This is a genomic window from Allorhizobium sp. DMC15 (assembly GCF_056314065.1).
Window position 1 is genome coordinate 383453 of the sequence record NZ_JBQUZB010000004.1, and the last position, 25855, is coordinate 409307.

A 25855-nucleotide genomic window follows, 5' to 3' on the forward strand; every position below is an offset into this window, starting at 1 on the left:
CAGAGCTCGGTGGGTGAGGAGGATTTCGATGAATATTCGTGTGGCTGCGGACGACGTCTCCGCCCGCATATCGGCTGTGATCGCCGAACTGCAGCATCTGGAAGGCCCGATGCTGCCAATCCTGCATCGCTTGCAGGAGGAATTCGGCTACATCCCTGAGATCGCGAAGCAGATCATCGCCAGCGCGCTGAACCTGTCGCGCGCCGAGGTGCATGGCGTCATCACCTTCTACCATAATTTCAAGTCCCACCCCTCCGGACGACACGTGCTAAAGCTCTGTCGCGCCGAGGCTTGCCAGTCGATGGGCTGCGAGCCTCTTGCGGACAAGATCAAGTCGAAGCTCGGTATCGACTGGCATGAGACGACGCCTGATGGTGCCGTCACACTCGAACCCGTCTTCTGTCTCGGCCTCTGCGCCCAGGCGCCGGCTGCGATGCTCGACGGCGAGCTGCATGCGCGGCTCGACGAACACTGTCTTAGCGACATTCTGGCGGAGGTGCGCTCATGAGCGTTACCGTCTTCGTCCCCCGCGATGCGGCAGCGCTTGCCGTTGGTGCAGACAAGGTGGCGGCTGCCATCGAACGTGAAGCCAAAGCTCGCGGCCAGGACGTCACCATCGTCCGCAATGGCTCACGCGGCATGCTGTGGCTGGAAGTGCTGGTCGAGGTCCGCACCGAGAAGGGCCGCGTCGCCTATGGTCCGGTCAAGGCCTCGGATGTGCCGTCGCTCTTCGATGCCGGCTTCCTTGATGGTGGCGAACATCCGCTCGGCCATGGCCTCACTAAGGAGATCCCATTCCTGAAAGGTCAGACGCGCCTAACCTTTGCGCGGTGCGGTGTCACCGATCCTCTGTCACTCGACGATTACCGTCACTACCGGGGCCTCAGAGGCCTTGCGAATGCCATCGCCATGGCGCCGGCCGAGATCGTCAAACAGGTTACCGACAGTGGCTTGCGCGGTCGTGGTGGTGCCGGCTTCCCGACCGGCATCAAGTGGAAGACGGTCGCGGACGCGAAGGCCGACCAGAAATACATCGTCTGCAATGCTGATGAAGGCGACAGCGGCACCTTCGCAGACCGGATGATCATGGAGGGTGATCCCTTCGTGCTGATCGAAGGCATGGCGATCGCCGGCATCGCAGTCGGCGCCACCAAGGGCTATGTCTATACCCGCTCCGAATATCCGCATGCGATTGCCGTCATGGAAGAGGCGATCCAGATCGCGCGGCGCGAAGGCATCCTCGGCGCCTCGGTCATGGGCTCGCCTTATGCCTTCGACATGGAAGTGCGCATGGGCGCCGGCGCCTATGTCTGCGGCGAAGAAACCTCTCTGCTCAACTCGCTGGAAGGCAAACGCGGCGTGGTGCGCGCCAAGCCGCCGCTTCCGGCACTTCAGGGCCTGTTCGGCAAGCCGACTGTCGTCAACAATGTCATGTCGCTCGCCTCGATCCCGATCATCATGGACCGGGGTGCCGCGTTCTACCGCGACTTCGGCGTCGGTCGTTCTCATGGCACGATCCCGATCCAACTCGCCGGCAATTTGAAGCATGGCGGCCTCTACGAGACCGCCTTCGGCCTGCCGCTCGGCCAGTTGATCAATGAGATTGGCGGCGGCACGATTTCGGGTCGCCCGGTCAAGGCCGTGCAGGTCGGCGGGCCGCTCGGCGCCTATTTCCCGCCGTCGCTGTTCGATACGATCTTCGACTATGAGTCCTTCACCGCCGCCGGTGGCCTGATCGGCCATGCCGGTGTCGTGGTCTTCGACGATACGGCCGACATGCTGAAGCAGGCGCGCTTTGCCATGGAGTTCTGTGCGGTCGAAAGCTGCGGCAAGTGCACGCCCTGTCGTATCGGTTCGACACGCGGCGTGGAGACGGTCGACAAGATCGCCCGCGGCATCGAGCCGGAGAAAAACAAGGTGCTGCTGGAAGACCTTTGCAACACCATGAAATTCGGTTCGCTCTGTGCGCTCGGCGGTTTCACGCCTTATCCGGTCATGAGCGCCATGACACATTTCCCGGAAGATTTCGCGCCGGTACCGGTTCGGGAGGCTGCGGAATGAGCGTGTTTTCTTCGACGTCATCCTCGGGCTTGTCCCGAGGATCTACCGACTTTGCCATGCGGGCAACGTTCATAACTGAACCGGCTCCCAAAATTCAGACGCAGCAGATCCTCGGGACAAGCCCGAGGATGACGGCGGAAAGGTAAGCGCCATGCCCCTCGTTCCTGAAATCGACTACGGCACGCCCGCCTCGCGCTCGGAAAAACTGGTGACGCTCACCATCGATGGTCGCGAAATCACGGTGCCCGAGGGCACGTCAATCATGCGCGCCTCGATGGAGGCCGGCATTCAGGTGCCGAAACTCTGCGCCACCGACATGGTCGATGCCTTCGGCTCCTGCCGCCTCTGTCTGATCGAGGTGGAGGGCCGTAACGGCACGCCCGCCTCGTGCACCACGCCGGTCGCACCCGGCATCGTCGTTCATACGCAGACGGAGCGGCTGAAGGCCATCCGCAAGGGTGTGATGGAGCTCTATATCTCCGACCACCCGCTCGACTGTCTCACCTGTGCTGCCAATGGCGACTGCGAGCTGCAGGACATGGCCGGTGCCGTGGGCTTGCGCGATGTGCGTTACGGCTACGAAGGCGAGAACCACGTCAAGGCGCGCTCCACAGCGGGCGGTATCAACGCCCAGTGGATGCCGAAGGACGAGAGCAATCCCTATTTCACCTATGACCCCTCGAAATGCATCGTCTGTTCGCGCTGCGTGCGCGCCTGCGAAGAGGTACAGGGCACCTTTGCGCTCACCATCGAGGGCCGTGGCTTCGACAGCCGCGTGTCACCCGGCGCGCACGAAGCGTTTCTCTCGTCGGAATGTGTTTCCTGCGGCGCCTGCGTGCAGGCCTGCCCGACCGCGACGCTGACGGAAAAGTCTGTCATCGCCATCGGCCAGCCGGAGCATTCGGCCGTTACCACCTGCGCCTATTGCGGCGTCGGCTGTTCCTTCAAGGCTGAGATGCGCGGCGAGGAACTCGTGCGCATGGTGCCATGGAAGGATGGCCAGGCCAATCGTGGTCATTCCTGCGTCAAGGGTCGGTTCGCCTATGGTTACGCAAGCCACAAGGACCGCATCCTCAATCCGATGGTGCGTGAGAAGATCACCGATCCCTGGCGCGAAGTGACCTGGGAAGAGGCCTACGCCCATGTCGCCTCCGAGTTCAAGCGCATCCAGTATCAGTATGGCCGGGAAGCGATCGGCGGCATTACCTCGTCGCGCTGCACCAATGAAGAAACCTATCTGGTCCAGAAGCTGATCCGCGCCGGCTTCGGCAACAACAATGTCGATACTTGCGCCCGCGTCTGCCACTCGCCGACCGGTTACGGCCTCGGCCAGGCCTTCGGCACCTCTGCCGGCACGCAGAATTTCGACAGCGTCGAACATTCCGATGTCGTTCTCGTCATCGGCGCCAATCCCACCGATGGCCACCCGGTCTTCGGCTCGCGGCTGAAGAAGCGGCTGCGGCAGGGTGCCAAGCTGATCGTCATCGACCCGCGCCGCATCGATCTGGTGCGCACGCCGCATGTGGAGGCGTCTTACCACCTGCCGCTGAAACCCGGCACCAATGTCGCCGTACTGACAGCACTCGCTCATGTCATCGTCACCGAAGGCCTGTTCGACGAGCGCTTCATCCGCGAGCGCTGCGACTGGTCGGAATTCGAGGACTGGGCGTCCTTCGTCTCCGAGCCAGCACATTCGCCGGAGGAAACCGAAAAGTTCACCGGCGTGCCGGCTGCCGAGCTGCGTGATGCCGCTCGCCTGTTTGCCACCGGCGGCAATGGCGCGATCTATTACGGCCTCGGCGTCACAGAACACAGCCAGGGCTCGACGACCGTCATGGCGATTGCCAACCTTGCCATGGTCACCGGCAATATCGGCCGTCCCGGCGTCGGCGTGAACCCGCTGCGTGGTCAGAACAATGTCCAAGGCTCCTGCGACATGGGCTCCTTCCCGCATGAACTTCCGGGCTATCGCCATGTCTCCGACGATGCCACCCGCGAGACCTTCGAAAAGCTCTGGGGCGTCGAGCTCAGCAACGAGCCGGGCCTGCGCATCCCGAACATGCTGGATGCTGCCGTCGACGGCACGTTCAAGGGGATCTACATCCAGGGCGAAGACATCCTGCAGTCCGACCCCGATACCAAGCATGTCTCGGCTGGCCTTGCCGCCATGGAATGCGTCGTCGTGCACGACCTCTTCCTCAACGAGACTGCCAACTACGCGCATGTCTTCCTGCCGGGCTCGACCTTCCTCGAAAAGGACGGGACCTTCACCAATGCCGAGCGCCGCATCAATCGGGTACGCCGCGTGATGACCCCGAAGAACGGCTATGCCGACTGGGAAGTGACGCAGAAGCTCGCCCAGGCCATGGGGCTTCCCTGGACCTACACCCATCCATCGCAGATCATGGACGAGATCGCAGCGACCACGCCGAGCTTTGCCGGCGTCTCCTACGACTATCTGGAAAAGATGGGCTCGGTGCAGTGGCCCTGCAACGAAAAGTTCCCGGTGGGCTCGCCGATCATGCATACCGACGGTTTCGTGCGCGGCAAGGGCAAGTTCATCCGCACCGAATATGTCGCGACAGACGAGCGCACCGGCCCGCGCTTCCCGCTGCTCTTGACTACCGGCCGCATTCTCTCCCAGTACAATGTTGGAGCCCAGACGCGGCGCACCGAGAATGTCGTCTGGCATGAGGAGGACCGGCTGGAGATCCATCCGCATGATGCCGAACAGCGCGGCATCAAGGATGGCGACTGGATCAAGCTTGCCAGCCGCGCCGGCGATACGACGCTGCGCGCGCTGATCACCGATCGCGTGGCTCCGGGCGTGGTCTATACGACCTTCCATCACCCCAATACGCAGGCCAATGTCATCACCACCGACTTCTCCGACTGGGCGACCAATTGTCCGGAATACAAGGTGACGGCGGTGCAGGTCTCGCCGTCCAACGGCCCGACCGAGTGGCAGGAGGAGTATGAGGAGCTGAGCCGGCGTTCGCGGCGCATTGCCGGCAAGCTGGAAGCGGCGGAATGAGCGATGTAATCGGCTCCACGGCACGTATGGTCGGCGGCCTGAAGGCGAGCCAAGGGCGCGTCTCCAGCAGCAGCCGGCTCGTGCCGGAGGAGGTGCCGATCGCCTTTTCCTATGCCGGCTCCACCCATGCGGTGATGATGGCGACGCCCGACGATCTCGAGGATTTCGCCGTCGGCTTTTCGCTCGCCGAGGGCATCATTGAGCGAGCCGAGGACGTGGTGTCGATCGAGATCGTCGAAGCCGGCGAGGGGATCGACGTTCAGGTGACACTGAAGGAGATGACGGCGGAAGCGCTGAGCGCTCGACGTCGTCGCATGGCCGGGCCTGTCGGTTGCGGGCTCTGCGGGATTGAGTCGATCGAACAGGCGAGCCGACCTGTCCGGGCCGTTGTGTCGGATGAGGTTCGGCTCACCGCGCGCGAGATCGCCGATGCGACGTCGATGCTGGCCGCGGCTCAGGATCTCAACCGCCAGACGCGTGCGGTGCATGCCGCCGGCTTCTATTGCCCGCATGAAGGGCTGGTCGCGATCCGGGAAGATGTCGGGCGTCACAATGCGCTCGACAAACTCGCCGGTGCCGTGCTGCTCGGAGGCTGGGCGTCCTACCTCGGCGCAGTCGTGGTCACGAGCCGTCTGTCGGTCGAGATGGTGCAGAAGACGGCAGCGCTCGGCGCGCCCGTGCTGATTGCCATTTCCGCGCCGACAGCGCTTGCCATTCGCACGGCTGCGCAGGCCGGGATCACCTTGATCGGCATTGCGCGCGACGAGGATTTCGAGATTTTCACCCGGCCCGACCGGGTGGCCGAGGGAGTACCGATGCATGTCTGAAACCGGCACCGACGCCAAGCTGATCCGCATGGCCAATCAGATCGCCACCTTCTTCCTGTCTCAACCGGAGGAAGTGCGTGTCGAGGGCGTCGCCACGCATATCAACAAGTTCTGGGAAACACGGATGCGCCGTCGCTTCTTCGAACTGATGGCTATCCCCGATGCCGGTTTCCTGCCTCTGGTCGTTGAGGCCGCCAGCCAGGTCAAGCGCCCCGGAGAAACCGACGCCACCGCGGTCGGCGTTGGTTATGACGCCGCCGATGGTGCGCCTGGCGGCAAGGGTGTGGCCGCAGGCGAATCGCTGTCTGAGCCGAGCATTCCCGAGACGGCTCCCTGATCGAGGCACCGCCCGCCGGATGTCGTTCCTCGATCAGACGAGGCGTCCGGCACGCTTCTCCTAGTTCAGCCACAGATGGATGAGAGCGGCTTCCGGTGTCTGCGCGCCGCCATTTTCGATACCCGTGCTCCACAGTCCGGCGCCGGCCGCATAGGCGCCGGGTGACAGGCCTCCGGACTCACACTGGCTCACCGCCCGCAGCCGCTTTCCACTCTGTACTGCTTCGGCAAGAACCGTCAGCAGCGCCGTATCGTTCATTGCCGTCCCGGCACCGAAGATCCGCAGCACTGCGCCGTCGAGCTTTGCCAGCATGGCCTCCACCGCCTCTGCCGGAACACCCGGCGATAGTGTCAGGATTGCCAGCCTGCGATCCTCGAAGGTCCGGCGCTGGGGTACGTCCGATGTCGCTTGCGCTTGGGAGCGGAAGGCATCTGTCTCGTGGCTGTGATGTTTGACCAAGCCGTCGGCGGCGAGACGCTTGCCCGCAAAGGCCAGCCACACGCCGGGTTTGTTCTCCGTCGCAGCAGAGATTGCCAGCTCGAGATTGCCCTCGGCATCGCCTTCCTGTCCTAGCGGCAGCATCGAGCCGCAGAGGATGACGCTGCGGTTTTCGCCGGCCAGCGCCTGGCTGAGCGCTGCGCCGGTGAAGGCCATGGTGTCGGTGCCGTGCGTGATGATCACGGCTGCCTGCGGATGGCTGCGGATCGTGTCCAGCATCCGGTTCCAGTGACGAGGGCCGACATCGGCGCTGTCGAGCAAGGGATCGAAGACGTCCGTTGTCAAAACCGTTCCCGCCGGCAGTCGTGCGGCAATGGCGTCTTCCACGAGCCCCTTCAAAGGTGCCAACCCTTCCGGCGTCTCGGCCATCCCGATCGTTCCACCCGTGTGGATCAGCAGCAGTTTCATCGTCTCGCCTCCCGGATTTGTTGCCGTCTGGTAGGGCAGTGCCAAGCGGATATCAACCGGGTTCGTCAACGCAAAAGGGCAGTGCGGTGAAGCACTGCCCTTTCAAAACGGATGGTTGGTCGCCCTGTCAGGCGGCCAGGTCTTCCAGGTCGCTGCCCTTGAACATCTTGGCGAGGTTCAGGAAGCAGATCATGCCGTTTTCGTTGGCGATGATGCCTTCGGAGAAGGTTTTGTCGAAGGAGGCCGAGACTTCCGGAACCGGCTGAACCTGGCTCGACGGGATGGTCAGGATGTCCGAAACGCGGTCGACCAGCATGCCGATGACCATATTGTGGACTTCGGCAACGACGATGGCCGAGCGCTCGTTGGCAACCGTGCTCTTCATGCCGAGCTTGTAGGCGAGGTCGATGATCGGGATGACCGAGCCACGCAGGTTCATCACGCCGATCACATCGGCCGGAGCATGCGGGATCGGCGTCGAGGGCGCCCAGCCGCGGATTTCGCGGATGGTCGTGGTCTTGACGCAAAATTCCTGATCATGAAGCCGGAAAGCAATGATCTCGAGTGTTTCGCCGCCGAAGCTGGTGGAACTGATAGTGGCCATTAGAAATCTTCCCAACCTTCCTGTACCTTGGCGGTTGCTGCTCCACCTGCGGCGCGAGCGACAGTCGCCATGAGTTTGCGGGCCGGCGATGCTACAGCTGCAGTATCGGACCGCGTTGGTGACACTGTAGTCGAAGAGTGTTGCCCAATTCTAAACTGTCCGACGAGTTCGCGCAGTTCGGCTGCCTGTTGCGCCAGACTGTGGCTGGCCGCCGTCGATTCCTCGACCATGGCTGCATTCTGCTGCGTGTTCTGGTCCATGCCATTGACGGCCTTGTTGATTTCCTGAAGGCCCGTTGCCTGCTCACGCGATCCTTCGACGATGGCGATGACATTGCGGTTGATGTCCTTGACCTCGCTGACGATCTGCTCCAGAGCCTTCCCCGTCTCGCCAACCAGCTGGACGCCGGTCTTCACCTGATCGCCGGACTTGCCGATGAGCGTCTTGATCTCCTTGGCAGCGCTTGCCGACCGTTGTGCAAGTTCGCGTACTTCCTGTGCCACGACCGCAAATCCCTTGCCCGCTTCCCCGGCTCGCGCGGCCTCCACGCCCGCGTTCAAGGCCAGAAGATTGGTCTGGAACGCGATCTCGTCGATCACGCCGATAATGCTCGAGATTTCCTTGGAGGAGTTCTCGATCTCATCCATGGCGCGGATTGCGCTCTTCACGATCTCTCCCGATCGTTCGGCTCCGTCCTTCGTGCGGGCGACCATCTGACCTGCTTCGGTCGCTCGCTTGGAACTGTCGGCAACGGTCTGCGTGATCTGCTCGAGTGCGGCTGCCGTCTCCTCGACGGCTGCCGCCTGTTGTTCCGTGCGCTTTGCAAGGTGGTCAGAAGCAATGCGGATCTGTTCGGAGCCGGATGCGATGGCAACCGTATTGCCGTTGACATTTTGCATGGCCGACCGCATCCGGTCGATCGCGGCGTTGAAGTCGACGCGGATCTGCTCCAGCGCAGGAATGAAAGGGTCGTCGATCCGCGCAGTCAGGTCACCATGGGCCAGCGCCGTGAGCCCCCTGGCAATCTCGTCCACGGCGCGCACTCGCCCCGTGATGTCGGTCGCGTATTTGACGACCTTGAAGACACGGCCATTGGAATCGAAGATCGGATTGTAGGACGCCTGAATCCAGACAGGCTTTCCGCCCTTGCCGATGCGCTTGAACTCCTGGGCGACGAACTGGCCAGCGGCGAGCGTTCTCCAGAACTCGCGATAGGCTTCGGAGCGAACGTAATCGGGCTCGCAGAACATCTGATGATGCTTGCCGACGATTTCATCCAGACTGTAACCGAGTGTCGCCAGAAAATTCTCATTGGCGGTGAGGATGTCACCCGTGGGGGTAAACTCGATCGTGGCCTGGACTCGCGAAATGGCGTCGAGTTTGCCGGCGTCCTCCGCGGCTTTCTGCTTGGCGGCCGTGATGTCGGTGGCGAATTTCACGATCTTCCAGAGTTTGCCGTTCTTGAAGACCGGGTTGTACGACGCTTGGATCCAGACTTCGCGTCCGTCTTTCCGAATGCGCTTGTATTCGCGGCTTTCGAACTGGCCGCGATTGAGCATTGCCCAGAAATCGCGGTAGTCCTGCGTTTGGGTATAGGCCGGGTCACAGAAAATCCGGTGATGTTTGCCGCGGATCTCGGCCGGCTCATAACCGAGCGCCCGGCAGAAGTTCTCGTTGGCGTCGATGATGGTGCCATCGAGATTGAATTCGATGATGGCCTGAGAGCGCCCCAATGCATCCAGGACGGCCTTTGATGCGTATCCGGGAAGAGGAATGAGTGTCATCTGACGTTTCCGTGTTTCGCGGTCGCCTGTCAGACGACCTTCTGACACTCATGGTAGAGTACGGGCGATTAATAACCTCTCAAAAAAGGGGGTTCAATGTGTTGAATTTTGTCAATTTCAGACCATCATCGCCATGTAATAAATATATTATCTTTTTATTCTAAAATTCTTGTGTACAGCAGCTCACGCGCGTATTCAGTGCCCCCTTGTCGGCCTGTCGAGAATGCGTTTTCCAAAAAGACTTGCGGCGAGATCCACCATGACGCGTGCGCTGCGGCCCCGGTCGTCAAGAAACGGATTGAGTTCCACCAGATCCAGTGAGGACACGAGACCGCTGTCGTGAAGAAGCTCCATGATCAGATGCGCCTCCCGGAATGTCGCGCCCCCCGGCACGGTCGTGCCGACGCCAGGCGCCACGTCCGGATCGAGGAAATCGACGTCGAGGCTCACATGCAGAAGGGCATCTGCAGCCCGGACATCCGATAGAATTCGCTTCATGATGCTGCCCATGCCCTCCTCGTCGATGGCGCGCATGTCGAACACATTGACGGCGTTCTCGGAGATCAGTCTGCGCTCCTCCTCGTCGACCGAGCGGATGCCGACCTGGTAGACGTTTCGGGGATCGACGAAGGGACGGTCTGCCGGAAGGATCGGGGCGAACTCGGCCTTGCCGCAGAAGAAGGCCACGGGCATGCCGTGAATGTTGCCGGACGGGGAGGTGTCCGGCGCGTTGAAATCGGAATGGGCGTCGAGCCAGAGCACGAAGAGCGGTCGACCGGCGTCCCGTGCATGGCGGGCCATGCCGGAGACGCTGCCCATGGACAGGCTGTGATCGCCGCCCAGCATCACCGGCACGGATCCTCGTGACGCCGCTGCGTAGGTTTCGGCTTCGATGACCCGGGTAAAGGCACCAACAACATCGAGCTTGCGGGCGCGCTCCATCTGCGGAAGGTCATCAGCCGGTGCAGGCCGCAGGTCGCCCCGGTCCTCGACGGTGTAACCCAAGTCGAGCAGGGTCTGGGCGATGCCTGCAATGCGAAGGGCGGCGGGACCCATGGCGCAGCCGCCCCGGCCGGAGCCTTCCTCCAAGGGAATACCGATCAGGCTCACCGTCTTGGTCACATCGCTCATGGTCGTCCTCGTTTTCGTTTTCCCGGATCATCGGGTATTCCGCTGTTGTCAAAAAGATGGAACATCGTCACAAAGCGCTATAGTTTGAGCAAATCGCAACCATCATGTGACGATCTGTAAAATGGACGATCTCGATCGCAATATCCTCGCCGCGCTTCGGCAAAACGCTCGACTGCCGGTGGCTTCCCTTGCCGCGATGACCGGTGCGTCGCGGGCGACCGTCACGGCGCGCATCGACCGGCTCGTGTCAAACGGCACGATCGCGGCCTTCACCATTCTCACGGGTCAGGAAATCCAGGCGAGCGGCGTGCGCGCCATCGTCATGATCGAGGTGGTGGGCAAGTTTGCAGACCGGGTTGCCCATCAGCTGCGGGGTTTGCCGCAGGTGAAGAGCTTGCACAGCACAAACGGTCGCTGGGACTTCATCGCCGAGCTGGAAGAGCGCGATCTCGCCGGTTTCGACGAGACGCTGCGCCGCATTCGCCTGATCGAGGGCATCAACCTGACTGAATCCAGCATTCTGCTCAAGACCAGCAAGGTCGGTTGATCCCGGCCTGGAACGTATCCGGCGAGTGGATTTCGCCGGAACGCTCTATCTCATTGTTTCCACGCAATTCCGGAAACGCAAAACCGCTTCGCCCATTTTGCTGGAATTGCTCTAGTATTCCTTTTCGTAGAAAATGCCTCCGCCGGCCCCTTCGCCGCCCGCTTCGCCCTTCAGCTTCACGCCGCGCCCGATGTCGAGGTTGATCACCGCCTTGGCACCGCCGCTGCCACTCTGCTGCAGTTCGAGGTAGGTCCGGTCATTCAGGTATTTGCCGGCGCTGATGCTGGTCTGGCCGGTCTCGTCGGTGGAGACATCGAGATCGTCGATGCCGAGCGAGGTTCGCAGCGACTGGAAGAGCGAGGTGCCGCGGCCGCCTGCCAGTTGCGCCGCCGCATCGGCGAGCTGGGCGATCTGCAGCGCCGAGAGCCGGGCCATCGATTGGCCGAAGATCAGCTGCGCCAGGATTTCGTCCTGAGGCAAAGCGGGCGACGAGCTGAAGGTGACGGATGGATTGCTCGCAAAGCCGGTCAGCTTGATGGTGATGGTCGCACCACCCGATGTGGTCGTTGCCGTGAGGTCGATCAGCGGCACCAGATCGCCCCCGAAGGTGATCGTCGCCTGGGTGATCGTCAGCCGCTTCGTCAGGATCTGCATGCGCCCGCGGCGCAGTTCGAAGGCGCCGGAGACGCTCGGTGCGGCGGCGGTGCCGGTCAGCTTGATCGTTCCGCCCAGCTCGGCGTCAATGCCGCGACCCCGGACGAAGGTCTGGGTCGGCGAGGCGATGGTGAGATCGAGCACGATCGGCGCGTTGGACGAGCGACCTTCCGCGGGGTCTTGCTCCCGCTGCTGCCGAAGAACGTCGGCCGGTGCGTTGCGGTGCCGGATGTCCAGTTCCCGAAGGGTCGCCGGCTTGCTTTGCGATAGCGTAATGGAGGTACGCGAGAGGTTGACCGTGCCTGCCAGCGTCGGGCCGGCCAGCAAAGGTCCTTTGAGCGTCAGGCGGGCATCGGCGGTACTGGTGACCGTGTTGCCGTCGACATACACCGCCTTGTCGAGATTGATGCTGAGATCGGCGGGCAGACCGGCCGCGCGGATATCGATCGATCCGCTCGCGGTCACCCGGCCACCTGTGGCGAAACTGCCGGTGAGACTTCCGATCTCGGCGCGATTGCCCGTCAGGTTCACGGTTGTCGCGATCTGTTCGATGGCGAGGTTGCGGCGCACGTCGACGACGCGGGCGCCGCTCGTTGACAGGGTTCCGGTTATGCTCGGTTCTGCGGAACTGCCGCCAATGGTGAGGTTGACGCGTGCCGTGCCCTCCGCCACCAGCCCCTGGTCTGCGAGCTTGGCATTGGCCGCAGAGAGGGGAACGTCGCCTTGGATTTTCAGCTCCAGGCCAACGCCATTCGCCAACGAGACCGAACCCGCGCCGCTCAATCCGATACCGGCCCCATTGATCCGGCTGTCGAGGGTCAGGCGGCTGTTTTCAAACCGCCCATTGGCGGTGAGGCCGAGCGGTGCCAGGCCCGCAGCCCGGCTCTGTGCGATGGCGGCCCCCTGCCAGTCGAGACGGTAATCGGCGGTCGGAGCAGCTGCCGTGCCGCTCACATCGATACGGCCGGAAATCGACCCTTCCGGTGCGATCTGAGGGGCGAAAGCATTGGCAAGCGAGGCTGGAATGTCTGCAATATCGGCACGCAGGTTGATGCGCTCTCCGACGTCACCGGAAACGGTGACCCGTCCCGATCCGGCCGTGACCGTCGTCGGTGGTATCACCACGTTGCCGTCGTTGAGGCTGAGTTCCGTCGGCTTCGAGAGCGACAGAGCAATGCCGCGCGGGGCTGCTTGCAGCGCATCCAGAACGACAGCCATGCCCGTCGGTGTCTGCACCAGATTGCCGCGCACGGTCACCGGGGCCTTGTCGTAGCGCGCAGCGAGATCGAATTGCGTTGTGTCTGCCGCCCTGTCGATCTTCAGATTGACAGCCTCGATGCGGTTCGCGCCTGAGGTCACCACATCTGCCGTCACGCTGCCCTCGGCGGCAAGAGCCGCGATATCGGTCGCATTCAAGTCGACGGTCGGGCGCTCGATCTGCACGCCGTCGCGCGTGAGGTTCGTCCCCGTTGCTGTCATGACGGCAGAAGTCTTGCCGGCGTTCGACGCCAGCGCGACGCTGCCCTTCAGATCGCCGCCGATCTCTTGGCCCGCCAGTGCTGCGAGCAGGCTGATGTCGGGAAAATCGAAGTCGATCTTGCCGCTGGGCGCAAAGCCAGGGCCCAGGGTCAGGGCTCCATTCAGCCTGTTGGGACCAATCTCCAGCGCCAGTCCTTCAACCTGCGTCGCGCCTTCGCCGCTGACGACCTTGCCGCTCGCACGCACCGGCTTTCCATCGATCTGGCCGGTCAGCGTGACATCGCCCTGCGGCGCGGTCGGGCTCGCCAAGCCTTCCGCCGTCAGGGTGAGACCGGATACGGCATAGCCAGCCGCGATGCCTCGCTCCACCGCCAGATTGACGGTCGCCTCAATGGCGTCGAGCGGCCCGGAGGCGGAGAGGTCGAAACTCGCGGCCCCCTCGATGCGGTCGACGAAGTTGCCGAGGTCGTTCAGTTGGCCGGTCAGGTCGGTGGCCAGTGCCCCTTGCGGATCAAGCGAGAGACTGCCCTGCACCTGGCCAAGATTGGTCTGCAAATCGATATTGCGCAGGCTGATGGCTTTGGGGGCTGCATAGTCGAGGCGTGTCGACACGATCACCGGGCGGTCGAGCTTGGAGGCAATCGCTGGCGGCAGGAGGCTGGGTTCGGCGGTCAGTTGCACGTCGCCGGCAAAACTTTGATCCGCCAGGGAGTAGCGACCGCTCACGGTGCCGTCCAAACCATTGCTGTCGAGCGTCAGACCTTCCGTCGAGACTGCATCCGCCTCGATCGTCAACGGTGCCTTCAGATGAAGCGGTGCCCGGACATAAGGGGCAATCCGAGGATCGGTTACGTCCGCCGATCCAACCGAGAGATCGACCAGGACAGGGCCTTCTTGAGTCGCAAGGTTGAAGGCGCCACTGGTTGCTGTGAGGTTCACATCCGAAAGTTTGGCTTCGGGCAGGCTGAGGCTTGCCAACTCAAGTGTGGTGGCAAGGTTTGCCGCGTTCGCCGGCCCGCGCAGGCTAACCGTCGCCGCACGCAGGCGCATTTCGCCGGGAATGTCGCGGGACGGTGCGCTCAGCAACACCGGCTCACCGGTGGCGCGGGCTTCGAGCCGCAGGTCGTTGTCGCCTTCGGGGGTGTAGCGGCCGGCACCTGTGACGATGGCCGAAGCCGTCGTTAGCGTCCCGGTGTTGACGGTCACGGCACCACCGGTGTCGAAGGTGAAATCAGCGTCGATTGCCGTTTGTCCGGCGAAGATGTCACGCAGTTCCGGCGGCATAAGGCTTGCGAAATTGCCGCCGCCCTTGGCGCTGATCGTTCGCGTCCCGTCTTCGGCCAGCCGATGCCGGGCATCGACCGAAATCGTCTGTTCGCCGGAGAGTTCTGCCGTGATCTTCCCCGCCCAGTCACTGAGAGCACCGTCGCCGTCGATATTGATCGCGAGCGGCGGTTCGCCCGGCAATTGCAGGATCTTGCCGAGCATGCCTGCGGCAGGCTCCTGATAGTCAAGCCGGATGCGCAGCTGGTTTTCGTTGGGAGAGTAGAGCAGGGCGGCCACGACATTGTTGCCCGGATCGTCGCTCCGGGTCGCGGTGACGCGGCTCGCTATGGTGTCACCGTCAATCTGCACCGCCCCTTGTGCGCTCACCGCGAGGTCACGCTTGACCAGCGCCGCACCCAGCTGAACGGAGGGCAGGTTCACATTCTTGATGTCGATATCGATCGGAAGCTGGAAGGGCTCGTCGTTTGCAGGCTCTTGCTCCGCCGTCGGCTCGGGTGCACGGGTGATGGCCACGGTCTGCGCTGAGATCATCTCTGCAGAAAAGCGCTTGCGGATCAGGTCGGAGGGCGTCCAGTCCAGGGAGATGCCGTCGATCGTCGCATAGGTTCCCCGGGAATCGGCAACCGTGACCTGATCGATGGTGAGCGGACTGCTCAAGAGCGGCGAGGCACCTGTGATCTGGACCTGTCGATTGTCGGTGGAGACAAGCTTGGCGATCGTTGAGAACAGATAACCACTGCCGCTTCGCGAGAAACCTGCGACCAGCACCACCACGATGACGAGGGTCAGCACGGCTGCCGTCAGGGCGCCAAGCAGTTTGATCGTCCACGTCAGGATGCGCTTCAGCCAGTTCATACCGTGTCTATCGTCCTTCTGCGTCGGTCAGAAGCTCTGGCCGATGCCCGCATAGATGCCATAACGGCTGCCACCGTCATAACGTTTCAGTGGCATGGCGACATCAAGGCGCAAGGGACCAAACGGCGTCATGTAGCGCAGACCGACGCCGGCTCCCATGCGCAGATCGGAGAAGTCAGGCACCGTGTCGTCCGCCACCGTGCCGACGTCGAGGAAGGGCACAATCCCGATCGTATCCGTAATGCCGATGCGCGCCTCAAGCGAGGCGGTTGTGTAGGAGCGTCCGCCCGTGCCGTCGCCGGCGACGTTGTAGGGGGTGATTTCCTGGAAGGAATAGCCGCGCACCGAACCGCCGCCGCCGGCAAAGAAGCGCCGGGTCGCCGGGATGTCCGAGAGGTCGCCGCTTCCGAACAGGGCACCCGCCGACAGCTTGCCGGCGAGGACGATACGGTCTTCCGCGCCCAGCCCCAGATAGGCCGAGATCGAGCCTTCCACCGAGGCGAAGGCCGTCTGGCCGAAGAAATCGTAGCTCGGTGTCACGGTCACCGTGCCGTAATGTCCCTCGGTCGGGTTCAGGCGGTTGTCACGCGTATCTCTGACATAGCCAAGCGGCACGCCGAAGGTCAGGTAGGTGTTGTCGTCACCGAAGGCGTCATCAATGCTGTCATAGGCCAGCGAGACGCCCGCACTCACGGTGTCGGCGTCCGTCAGTTCATAGGAGAGCGCGATCTTTCCGGTCACGGTTGCCGCATCGTAGAAATCGGTTTTCAGCGTGCTGCCCTTGACGCTCGCTTCCAGCGTGGCCGAGGGGAAGAAGGCGCCCGGCTTGATGAAGGTAATGCCTGCTGTGTAGTCGAGCGAAGACAGATCGGTCACGTCGCGGCTCTCGCCGAGGCCCCGGACTGCCCCCTCGATGCGCAAAGATTCGGCATTGCCGAAGAGATTGCGGTGACCCCAATAGCCTTCGATGCCTGCGCCATCGAGGGAGGAATAGCTGGCCCCGAAGCCGAAATAGCGATGTTTGCCCTCTGACACGACGATGCCGACCGGCAGGCTTCCGTCGTCTGCCAGCGCTTCCTCTTCCTTCAACGTGACCGAAGAAAACACGCCGAGAGCGCGCAACCGCTCTGCCGCCTTGCGCAACTGCTCGGGGTCGTACTTCTGCCCCGGACGCAGGCGCGAATAGCGCTCGATGAAGTCGGCGTTCACGTCCCTTGCGCCCTTGACCGTCACCGTCCCGAGGGGTGCGACCGGTCCGGCTTCGATCCCGATGGTCACGTCCACCGTCTTCTTGTCATGGTCTGCAACCACGTCCCGGCGACTGATCTGCGTGAGCGGACGGCTCTCGGCCTTGAGCGCGTCGGCCATCTTCTCGGCCGCCTTCAGGATCACCAGAGACCCTGCGGGTTCGCCTGGCACCAGATCGAAATCTGCAGGATCCAGACGGTTCGCATCGCCTTCGAGTGAAATTCTCCCCAGAGCGAATTCGGTTCCGGGCTCCACGGCAATGACGACCGGCACAGGTCGCGATCGGTCGAAGGTGGGATTGGGTGGCAACTGGTCGATGTCGCGGCCGTCAATGGTAATCTTGACGACGCCGCCATACAGCGCGCGCTCGTAGAGTGTGGCGATCAACCTGTCTCGGTCGTCACGGGCCTTGATGACCAGTCCGAGATCGCCGGACACTGGATCGTCTTCGTCCGCCAGCAACAGGGAGGTGCGTTCCAGCGATTTGCGCAAATCGCGTTCATCGGTGCCTGCATCGAAGGTGATCGTGTAGTCGACCGGGTCGATGATGTCGCGATCCGGCTCCTTGTCGCCCCAGAGATGGATGCCGAACAGTTCGAAGGCGCCGACCGGCGTTGCCAGAAGGGCGCTCAGCGGAAGAGGGCTTGCAACGGTCAGAGCCAGTCCGAGCCGGAACGCATGACTAAACTTCGGCAATCTCGATCCACTCGGTCTTCGCATTTCGCTACATCGCGATCTGTCTGGCACTCCCCTGCCTTAAGGACAACTTAGGCGGAAACGGCCAGAAAGGGATACCCTCTTTTTCAGCAAGTGACGAAAAAGGCGGGGAGTGTTGCCTCCCCGCCCTTGGATCTCATCGGTCGTCGGCGGTCGCCTCAGTAGCCGCGCGGGCAGGCGTCGATGTAGCGGCGGCCATAGCGGTCGCGATAGTAGCACTGTCCGGGCTGCTCCGAAACATTGCCGATCACGGCGCCCGCAACACCGCCGATGGCGGCGCCGACGGCGGCACCCCGGACGTTGCCGGTGGCAATGCCACCAATGATCGCGCCGGAGGCAGCGCCGATACCGGCACCGCGTTCTGTCTGGGTGCAGCCTGCGACCGTGAGGCCGACCAGCATCAGCACAAGAGCTTTCTTCATCTTCATCTCTCCAAGTTCCACGCGCCCGGTCGAGCCGGTCTTGTTTTAACACTCCGCCCCGCCGCTCGAGCTCTCCCCACGCGGCTTGGGGCCTCCATAAGCATAGCCTTGACCTTGTGAAAGTCCATGGTCGCAGCTCACACCCTCGCAGGTGGTTCCCCTGCATGAGACATCGAAGATGAACCCAGGATTTACAGGCGGTTTGATGCTGCAATGCGGCACACAAAATTTTCGTTTGCGACCTTCTGGACAGTTGCACATGTCACACAAAACTCACACCATGGGCTCCGTGTCCGGGAGAGACACGAGGAGGAACAACATGGCTAAAGTGACACTGACGGTGAATGGCCGGACAGTGAGCGGAGAGTGCGAGGATCGCACCCTGCTCGTGCATTTCATTCGCGAGAAACTTGGTCTGACGGGAACGCATGTCGGGTGCGACACCACCCAGTGCGGCACCTGCGTCGTTCACATGGACGGCAAGTCGATCAAGAGCTGTTCGATCCTGGCCGTCCAGGCCTCTGGTTCGTCGATCACGACGATCGAGGGTCTCTCGTCCGGCGGCGACCTGCATCCCGTGCAGGCGGCGTTCAAGGAACATCACGGCCTGCAATGCGGCTTCTGCACGCCCGGCATGGTGATGACCGCGCTTGACATGATCTGTCGTCACAACGGTGCGCTCGACGAGGCCACCGTCCGCCACGAGCTCGAAGGCAATATCTGTCGCTGCACGGGCTACCACAACATCGTCAAGGCCGTACTCTCGGCCAACGAAGCGATGACCGCCGGCCGCCAGGCCGCCGAATAAGGACTTGGGCAGTTCCGGTCGCCGCGACCGAGACCTGACCAAGGCCTCTGTGATGCCGACTGCAATTGCCTCTGTCCGTCTGCCTGAAGTCCTGTTTCTCTGGAGGAGAAGACAATGGGTGTTGAAGGAATCGGCGCGCGTGTGGCGCGCAAGGAAGACAAGCGTTTTCTGACCGGCAAGGGCCGGTATACCGACGACATGGTCGTCCCCGGCATGAAATATGCCTATTTCGTCCGTTCGCCCTATGCGCATGCGAAGATTAAGTCGATCGACGTCGCGGCCGCCAAGGCCATGCCGGGCGTCATCGATGTGCTCGACGGCAAGCAGCTTCTGGCCGATGGCATCGGCAACCTGATCTGCGGCTGGATGATTCATTCCAAGGACGGCACGCCGATGAAGATGGGCGCCTGGCGTCCGCTGGCGCATGAAACCGTGCGCTATGTCGGGGATGCGGTCGCGATCGTGATTGCCGACAGCCTCGGCGAGGCGCGCGATGCCTCTGAAGCCGTTTCGGTCGAATACGAAGAGCTTCCGGTCGTGACCGGTGCCGTCGATGCGCTAAAGCCCGGCGCGCCGCAGCTTCATCCGGAGGCTCCCGGCAACCTGATCTTCGATTGGGAGATCGGCGACAGCGCTGCAGCAGACGCTGCCATTGCCAGCGCCGCGCATGTCACCGAGATCGAGATCTTCAACAATCGTCTCTCGCCGAACCCGATGGAACCGCGCGCGACGCTCGGCATCTACGACACGGCGGAGGACCACTTCACCTGCTATACGACTTCGCAGAACCCGCATGTGGCGCGCCTCGTGATGAGCGCCTTCTACAATGTGGCGCCGGAGCACAAGCTCCGCGTCATCGCGCCCGATGTCGGCGGCGGTTTCGGCTCGAAGATTTACATCTATCCGGAGGAAGTCGTCTGTCTCTGGGCCTCGAAGAAGACTGGTGTTCCTGTCAAGTGGACGTCCGACCGGACTGAGGCTTTCCTCACCGATGCCCATGGCCGCGACCATGTGTCGAAGGTGAAGATGGCCTTCGACAAGGACCACAGGATCATCGGATTGAAGGTCGACACCATCGCCAATCTGGGCGCTTATATGTCGCTCTTCTCCTCCTCGGTCCCGACCTATCTCTATGCAACGCTGCTGTCGGGCCAGTATGCCATTCCGGCGATCCACGCCAATGTGCGGACCGTCTATACCAATACCGTACCGGTCGACGCCTATCGCGGTGCCGGCCGTCCGGAGGCGACCTATCTTCTGGAACGCACCGTGGAAACCGCGGCCCGCGAGCTCGGCATTTCGCCGGCGGAACTGCGCCGGAAGAACTTCGTCCGCAGCTTCCCGTACCAGACGCCCGTGATCATGTGCTACGACGCCGGCGATTACGACGCCTCGCTCGAAGCGGCGATGAAGGCAGCGGACTGGAACGGTTTTGAGGGCCGAAAGGCGGAAGCCGCACGTCGCGGCAAGCTGCGCGGCATCGGCATGAGCTGCTATATCGAGGCCTGCGGCATCGCGCCGTCGGCGGCGGTCGGCTCGCTTGGTGCAGGTGTGGGCCTCTGGGAATCGGCCGAAGTCCGCGTCAATGCGGTCGGCACGGTCGAAGTGCTCACCGGCTCGCACAGCCATGGCCAGGGACACGAGACCACCTTCGCCCAACTTGTCTCGGAGCGTTTCGGCCTGCCGATCGACAATGTCTCCATCGTGCATGGCGACACCGACAAGGTGCAGATGGGTATGGGTACCTATGGCTCGCGATCCGGTGCCGTGGGCATGTCGGCCATCGTCAAGGCGCTCGACAAGGTCGAGGCGAAAGCCAAGAAGATCGCCGCGCACCTGATGGAAGCCGACGAGAGCGATGTGGTCATCGAGAATGGCGAACTGAAGGTCGCCGGGACCGACAAGTCGGTTCCGTGGTTCCAGGTGGCGCTGGCCGCCTATACCGCCCATAACCTGCCGTCCGGCATGGAGCCCGGTCTGAAGGAAGGCGCGTTCTACGATCCCTCCAACTTCACTTTCCCGGCCGGCTGCTACATCGCGGAGGTCGAGGTCGATCCGGATACCGGCAAGACCGATATCATCCAGTTCGTGGCTGCTGACGACTTCGGCAACATCATCAATCCGATGATCGTCGAGGGTCAGGTGCATGGCGGTATTGCGCAGGGTATCGGCCAGGCGTTGCTCGAAGGCGTGCATTACGATCCGCAGACCGGCCAGCTTCTGACCGCGAGCTACATGGACTACGCCATGCCGCGCGCCGACGATCTGCCGTCCTTCAATGTCTCGCACCAGAACACGCCTTGCCCCGGCAATCCGCTCGGGATCAAGGGCTGCGGCGAGGCGGGCGCCATCGGGTCTCCGCCGGCGCTGATCAATGCGATTACGGACGCGATCGGCAACAACAACCTCAACATGCCGGCGACGCCGCTTGCCGTCTGGAGCGCGCTCCAGGCCAATGCGACCCGCCAGGCCGCCGAGTAAGGGAGAGGACCATGCAGCTTTATCCAACCAGCTACCACCGCGCCTCTTCCCTTGAGGATGCCGGGAAACTCCTCTCCGGCGCCGAGGACGGCAAGTTCGTCGCCGGTGGGCAGACGCTGATCGCAGCGCTGAAACAGCGCCTCGCCCAGCCGTCAGACCTCGTCGACCTCCGGCATATCGATGCCCTCAAGGGCATCAAGGTTGAAGGACGCCGCGTCACCATTGGTGCCGCCGTCACCCATGCGGAGGTTGCCTCGTCCTCGGCCATCCGCGCGGTCTGTCCGGCGATCTCGAACCTTGCTTCGATGATCGGCGATCCGCATGTGCGCCACATGGGCACGATCGGCGGCTCCGTCGCCAATGACGATCCGGCCGCCGACTATCCGTCCGCCGTGCTCGGCCTTGGTGCCACCGTCGTCACCAATCGCCGAGAAATCGCGGCCGACGATTTCTTTGTCGGCCTGTTCGAGACGGCCCTCACCGAGGACGAGATCATCACGGCCATTCGCTTCGATGCGCCGGAACGGGCGGGTTATGCCAAGTTCGCCAACCCCGCGTCACGCTACGCCATGACCGGCGTGTTTGTGTCGAAGGGGGCGGGGGGCGTGCGTGTCGCCGTCACCGGTGCCGGCTCATCGGGCGTCTTCCGCCATTCCGGGCTGGAAGCAGCCCTTTCGGCGAACTGGTCGCCCGACGCCGTCAATGGTGTCGAGATTGATTCGTCGGAGCTGATGTCGGATCTGCATTGCACGTCCGAATACAGGGCCAACCTGATCCGCGTCATGACGAAGCGGGCCGTTGCCGCTTCGTGATTCCAGGCCCATATCTGAGTGAGCGTGAAAGGACGGCCGCGTGCCGTCCTTTTTCTCTGAAGTTGACGCAGATCAAGTTCGATGCGCCAGAAAGCGTTAGGATTTATGTGTGAAGCTTCTAAAATTCGCGCCTTTTGTCGCAGTTTAGAATGAATATACACAAGCGGGGTTGACCCCGGCGACGGAGATACCCCAAAAGGGTCTGAAAGACTGGAGCTACAGGCATGGATTTCGAGGCGTTTTTCACGGAGCAACTGGCGGGACTTCACGAGGAAGGCCGCTACCGCGTCTTCGCCGATCTCGAACGCCAACGCGGCAATTTTCCACGCGCCACACGCTACACTGAAAAAGGCACCCAAGACGTCACCGTCTGGTGCTCCAACGACTATCTCGGCATGGGCCAGAACCCGCTCGTCATCGAGGCCATGAAGCAGGCGATCGACGACTGTGGCGCGGGTGCTGGAGGCACCCGGAATATCTCTGGTACCAACCACTACCACGTTCTGCTTGAGCGCGAACTTGCCGATCTGCACGGCAAGGAATCGGCGCTGATCTTCACCTCGGGCTATGTGTCGAACTGGGCGGCGCTTGGCACGCTTGGCGCCAAGATCCCGGGCCTCATCATCTTCTCTGACGCTCTCAACCACGCCTCGATGATCGAAGGCATCCGCCATTCCAAGGCCGAGCGCGTCATCTGGAAGCACAACGACGTCAAGGATCTGGAAGCCAAGCTCGCCGCCGCCGATCCGAAGGCGCCGAAGATGATCGCGTTCGAAAGCGTCTATTCGATGGATGGCGACATCGCTCCGATCAAGGAGATCTGCGATCTGGCCGACAAGTACGGCGCGATGACCTATCTCGATGAGGTCCACGCCGTTGGCATGTACGGCGCGCATGGTGGCGGTATCGCCGAGCGCGAAGGCCTGATGCATCGCCTGACGGTCATCGAAGGTACGCTTGGCAAGGCGTTCGGCGTGATGGGTGGCTATATCGCCGCCTCCGCCGCTCTCTGCGATTTCGTCCGCTCGTTTGCCTCCGGCTTCATCTTCACGACGGCGCTTCCGCCGGCGCTCGCTGCCGGTGCCGTTGCCTCTATCCGTCATCTGAAGACCAGCCAGGTCGAGCGTTTCGCCCATCAGGAGCGCGTGCGTCGCCTGCGCTCGATGCTCGACAAGGCCGGTATTCCGCATATGCCGAATCCGAGCCATATCGTGCCGGTCATGGTCGGCGATGCTGCCAAGTGCAAGTGGATCTCCGACCTGTTGCTCGACAACTGTTCCATCTATGTGCAGCCGATCAACTATCCGACGGTCCCGAAAAAGACCGAGCGGCTGCGCATCACCCCGACACCCCTGCATTCCGACGCCGATCTCGAACATCTCGTCGGCTCGCTGCACCAGCTCTGGTCGCGCTGCGCGCTGGCCCGCGCGGTGGCTTGATCACGTCACAGCAGACCTTCATAAAGATGCGGGTTCCGGAAACGGAGCCCGCATTTTTCATTGGGAGGTTTTGGGAACGTGAGCATTGCCGATCGTGTCAATGCCCTGGTCGACAGGGTGATCGAGGAAGAGCGCATCACGGGTGCCGTGGTGCTGGTTTACCAAGACGGTCGACCGATCCTCGAGAAGGCTGCCGGTCTTGCCGATCGCGAAGCGGGTTTGCCTGCCCGTCTCGACACGATCTTCCGCTACGCCTCCGTCACAAAGCCCGTTGTCGCCGTGACGGCGCTGGTCATGATCGAGAAGGGGCTGATCGGGCTCGACGATCGCGTTTCGGATTATCTGCCCTGGTTCCGGCCGAAGACGCCTGATGGGCGCGAAGGCGCGATCACGATCCGGCATCTGCTCACGCACACGTCCGGCTTGCTCTATGATCCCGCGCTCGAATTGTTGCCGGAAGGACAGCGGATGACGCTTGGCCTCGGCAATACGGATCTGAGCCTCGAAGACAATTTCAGCCGCCACAATGCCATCCCGCTCGCCTTCGAGCCTGGTTCGCGCTGGGCCTATTCCTTTGCGACAGACATTCTCGGCGGTGTCCTCGCCGCTGTCCATGGCGGGCCCCTTGAAGAGGCCGTCATTCACCATGTGGCCGGCCCGCTCGGCATGGCCGATGCCCGCTTTCACGTGACCGATCCTGCCCGGCTTGCCGTCGCCTATGCGGATGCTCCCGGTCGGCCCGAGCGCATGCCGGACCCCTGGGTCAGCGGCGACGAGGAGAATTGGCGGACCGTGTTCTCGCCGGCTCGCATCTTCAACCCCAAAGCTTTCCAGTCCGGCGGTGCCGGCATGGCCGGCACTGCGCATGACGTCATGCAGCTCCTGGAGATGCTCCGGACCGGCGGTGGCAATTTCCTTTCGCCCGAGATGGCACGCGCGGCCCTCGCAAACCAGATCGGCGAGATCGGGGGCGAGGCGGGCTATCGCTTCACCTTTGTCGGTGGCCTGGTCACGGATCCCGCCGCGGCGATGACCGCCTTGCCAAAGGGGGCGATCCAGTGGGGTGGCGTCTACGGGAACACCTGGTTCATCGATCCCGCGCAGCGGCTCACCGTTGTCAGCCTCACCAACAATGCGCTGGAAGGCTGCAACGGCGCCTATCCGGAGATGCTGCGCGCGGCGGTGTATGGTCGGTAGGCGGATGCTTACCGCGCCGCAATGACCTCGGCCGCCTTGCGCCTCGCCTCTCGGTCCGCCGCATAGACGTCCGCAATCGTGTCCGCCGGCACACCCTCGACCATCGCATCCATTACCGTCTCGACCACTTCGGCCATGTCGAGGAAGCGGATCCTGTCCTCGACAAAGGCATTAAAGGCGGTCTCTTCTGCGGCGTTGAGGATGGCGCCCTGCAGTCCGCCGCGCTCCAGCGCCGTGCGGGCTAGGCGCAGCGCCGGGAACCGCGTTTCGTCGGGGGCCTCGAAATCGAGCCGTGCGAGCTTGGCAAAGTCGAGCCGGTCGACGTTGAGCGCCGGACGCTTGGGATAGGTCAGAGCATAACCGATTGCTGTGCGCATGTCCGGCACGCCGAGCTGGGCGATGATGGAGCCGTCGGTGTAGCCGACCATGGAATGGATGATCGACTGCGGATGCACGACGACCTCGATCTGGTCGGGGCGGACATCGAAAAGGTGCTTCGCCTCAATCATCTCCAGCGCCTTGTTGAACATCGAGGCGCTGCCGACCGAGATCTTCAGGCCCATCGACCAGTTCGGATGGGTACGGGCCGTTTGCACCGTCACGTTTGCCATCTGCTCGCGCGTGTGGGTGCGGAAGGGGCCGCCGGAGGCGGTCAGGACGATGCGCTCCAGCGCGTGGCGCTGGTCGGCTTCGAGACATTGGAAGATTGCGGAGTGTTCGCTGTCGACCGGGATCAGCCGTCCGCCACCCTTCTTCACCGCATCGACAAACAGGCTGCCTGCAGAAACCAGGCATTCCTTGTTGGCAAGCGCGATGTCGGCACCGCGGGCGGCGGCCTTCAATGTCGGCGCCAGCCCTGCCGTGCCGACGATGGCCGCCATTACCCAGCCGGCATCCATGTCAGCGGCTTCCTCGAGGCCGCTTGCACCTGCTGCCACTTCTGTGCTGGAGCCGGTCAAAAGATCCTTCAGCGCGACATACTGGCTTTCGTCGGCGGTGACGGCGAGCTTTGCGCCCGTGCGGCGGGCCTGTTCGGCCAGCAGATCGAGATTGCCGTTGCCGGTCAGCGCCATGACCTCGAAGCTGTCGCGGCCGCCGAGCTGCTCAATGACATCGAGCGTGTTCACGCCGATCGAACCAGTCGAACCGAGGACTGAAAGGCGGCGGGGCCGGGCACTGTCGATCATGCTGCTTAGGTCCGATTGCTTCATGCTCAGAAGGCTCT

Annotated in this window: 19 protein-coding genes; 11 read left to right on the forward strand and 8 right to left on the reverse strand. The window is 62.6% G+C overall.

What is annotated here, in order from left to right; translation table 11 throughout:
• Positions 1 to 28: 28 nt before the first annotated feature.
• The 5 genes from ACT53S_RS19445 (at position 29) to ACT53S_RS19465 (ending at position 6259) form a co-directional block, all read left to right on the forward strand.
• Positions 29 to 508, forward strand: coding sequence for a formate dehydrogenase subunit gamma (locus ACT53S_RS19445; protein ID WP_476068177.1), 480 nt, complete (start codon positions 29 to 31; stop codon positions 506 to 508).
• Positions 505 to 2061, forward strand: coding sequence for a formate dehydrogenase beta subunit (locus tag ACT53S_RS19450; RefSeq protein WP_476068178.1), 1557 nt, complete (start codon positions 505 to 507; stop codon positions 2059 to 2061). The genes ACT53S_RS19445 and ACT53S_RS19450 overlap by 4 nt, the downstream gene beginning before the upstream one ends.
• Positions 2062 to 2212: 151 nt before the next feature.
• Positions 2213 to 5095 (forward strand): formate dehydrogenase subunit alpha, encoded by a 2883-nt coding sequence (gene fdhF / locus ACT53S_RS19455; RefSeq protein ID WP_476068179.1) that lies wholly within the window; start codon positions 2213 to 2215, stop codon positions 5093 to 5095.
• Positions 5092 to 5922: a formate dehydrogenase accessory sulfurtransferase FdhD gene (gene fdhD / locus ACT53S_RS19460; RefSeq protein ID WP_476068180.1), complete on the forward strand. Its 831-nt coding sequence runs from the start codon at positions 5092 to 5094 to the stop codon at positions 5920 to 5922. The genes fdhF and fdhD overlap by 4 nt, the downstream gene beginning before the upstream one ends.
• Positions 5915 to 6259 (forward strand): formate dehydrogenase subunit delta, encoded by a 345-nt coding sequence (locus ACT53S_RS19465; protein ID WP_476068181.1) that lies wholly within the window; start codon positions 5915 to 5917, stop codon positions 6257 to 6259. The genes fdhD and ACT53S_RS19465 overlap by 8 nt, the downstream gene beginning before the upstream one ends.
• A 60-nt stretch (positions 6260 to 6319) precedes the next feature.
• On the opposite strand, the gene ACT53S_RS19470 is transcribed toward ACT53S_RS19465, so the two are convergent.
• The 4 genes from ACT53S_RS19470 to rocF form a co-directional block, all read right to left on the reverse strand.
• Entirely contained in the window at positions 6320 to 7165 is an 846-nt protein-coding gene (locus tag ACT53S_RS19470) for an asparaginase domain-containing protein (protein WP_476068182.1), read from the reverse strand.
• Between the two features lie 127 nt (positions 7166 to 7292).
• Positions 7293 to 7769 carry a chemotaxis protein CheW gene (locus ACT53S_RS19475; RefSeq protein WP_062282390.1) on the reverse strand — a complete coding sequence of 159 codons (477 nt, stop codon included), beginning with the start codon at positions 7767 to 7769 and terminating at the stop codon, positions 7293 to 7295.
• Positions 7769 to 9553 carry a methyl-accepting chemotaxis protein gene (locus ACT53S_RS19480; protein WP_476068183.1) on the reverse strand — a complete coding sequence of 595 codons (1785 nt, stop codon included), beginning with the start codon at positions 9551 to 9553 and terminating at the stop codon, positions 7769 to 7771. The genes ACT53S_RS19475 and ACT53S_RS19480 overlap by 1 nt, the downstream gene beginning before the upstream one ends.
• Before the next feature lie 195 nt (positions 9554 to 9748).
• Positions 9749 to 10684, reverse strand: coding sequence for an arginase (rocF, locus tag ACT53S_RS19485; RefSeq protein WP_142071570.1), 936 nt, complete (start codon positions 10682 to 10684; stop codon positions 9749 to 9751).
• 121 nt (positions 10685 to 10805) lie between these two features.
• On the opposite strand from rocF, the gene ACT53S_RS19490 reads away from it, so the two are divergent.
• A complete protein-coding gene (locus ACT53S_RS19490) occupies positions 10806 to 11231 on the forward strand; it encodes an Lrp/AsnC family transcriptional regulator (protein ID WP_113379232.1) in 426 nt (141 codons plus the stop codon).
• Between the two features lie 111 nt (positions 11232 to 11342).
• Here ACT53S_RS19490 and ACT53S_RS19495 read toward each other — a convergent pair whose 3' ends face one another.
• From ACT53S_RS19495 to ACT53S_RS19505, 3 genes are all read right to left on the reverse strand, one after another.
• Positions 11343 to 15506, reverse strand: a complete 4164-nt coding sequence (locus ACT53S_RS19495) for a translocation/assembly module TamB domain-containing protein (RefSeq protein ID WP_476068184.1) — start codon at positions 15504 to 15506, stop codon at positions 11343 to 11345.
• 27 nt (positions 15507 to 15533) lie between these two features.
• Positions 15534 to 17474: an autotransporter assembly complex protein TamA gene (locus ACT53S_RS19500; protein WP_476068185.1), complete on the reverse strand. Its 1941-nt coding sequence runs from the start codon at positions 17472 to 17474 to the stop codon at positions 15534 to 15536.
• A gap of 155 nt (positions 17475 to 17629) precedes the next feature.
• Positions 17630 to 17893 (reverse strand): glycine zipper domain-containing protein, encoded by a 264-nt coding sequence (locus tag ACT53S_RS19505; RefSeq protein WP_113379287.1) that lies wholly within the window; start codon positions 17891 to 17893, stop codon positions 17630 to 17632.
• Positions 17894 to 18212: 319 nt separating this feature from the next.
• Between ACT53S_RS19505 and ACT53S_RS19510 the strand changes: the two genes are divergently transcribed.
• The 5 genes from ACT53S_RS19510 (at position 18213) to ACT53S_RS19530 (ending at position 24630) form a co-directional block, all read left to right on the forward strand.
• The gene (locus ACT53S_RS19510) at positions 18213 to 18701 is read left to right on the forward strand and encodes a (2Fe-2S)-binding protein (protein ID WP_062282407.1); all 489 of its coding nucleotides are present in this window, start codon (positions 18213 to 18215) and stop codon (positions 18699 to 18701) included.
• 114 nt (positions 18702 to 18815) lie between these two features.
• On the forward strand, positions 18816 to 21182 hold the full coding sequence (locus ACT53S_RS19515) for a xanthine dehydrogenase family protein molybdopterin-binding subunit (RefSeq protein ID WP_476068186.1): 2367 nt from the start codon (positions 18816 to 18818) through the stop codon (positions 21180 to 21182).
• 11 nt (positions 21183 to 21193) lie between these two features.
• On the forward strand, positions 21194 to 21994 hold the full coding sequence (locus ACT53S_RS19520; protein WP_476068187.1) for an FAD binding domain-containing protein: 801 nt from the start codon (positions 21194 to 21196) through the stop codon (positions 21992 to 21994).
• A 224-nt stretch (positions 21995 to 22218) separates the two neighbouring features.
• Positions 22219 to 23433: a 5-aminolevulinate synthase gene (gene hemA, locus ACT53S_RS19525; RefSeq protein ID WP_476068188.1), complete on the forward strand. Its 1215-nt coding sequence runs from the start codon at positions 22219 to 22221 to the stop codon at positions 23431 to 23433.
• A gap of 78 nt (positions 23434 to 23511) precedes the next feature.
• Complete coding sequence (locus ACT53S_RS19530; protein ID WP_476068189.1) at positions 23512 to 24630, forward strand: serine hydrolase domain-containing protein; 1119 nt, start codon at positions 23512 to 23514, stop codon at positions 24628 to 24630.
• An 8-nt stretch (positions 24631 to 24638) separates the two neighbouring features.
• On the opposite strand, the gene dxr is transcribed toward ACT53S_RS19530, so the two are convergent.
• Positions 24639 to 25817, reverse strand: coding sequence for a 1-deoxy-D-xylulose-5-phosphate reductoisomerase (gene dxr, locus ACT53S_RS19535; RefSeq protein WP_476068190.1), 1179 nt, complete (start codon positions 25815 to 25817; stop codon positions 24639 to 24641).
• Positions 25818 to 25855 lie beyond the last annotated feature (38 nt).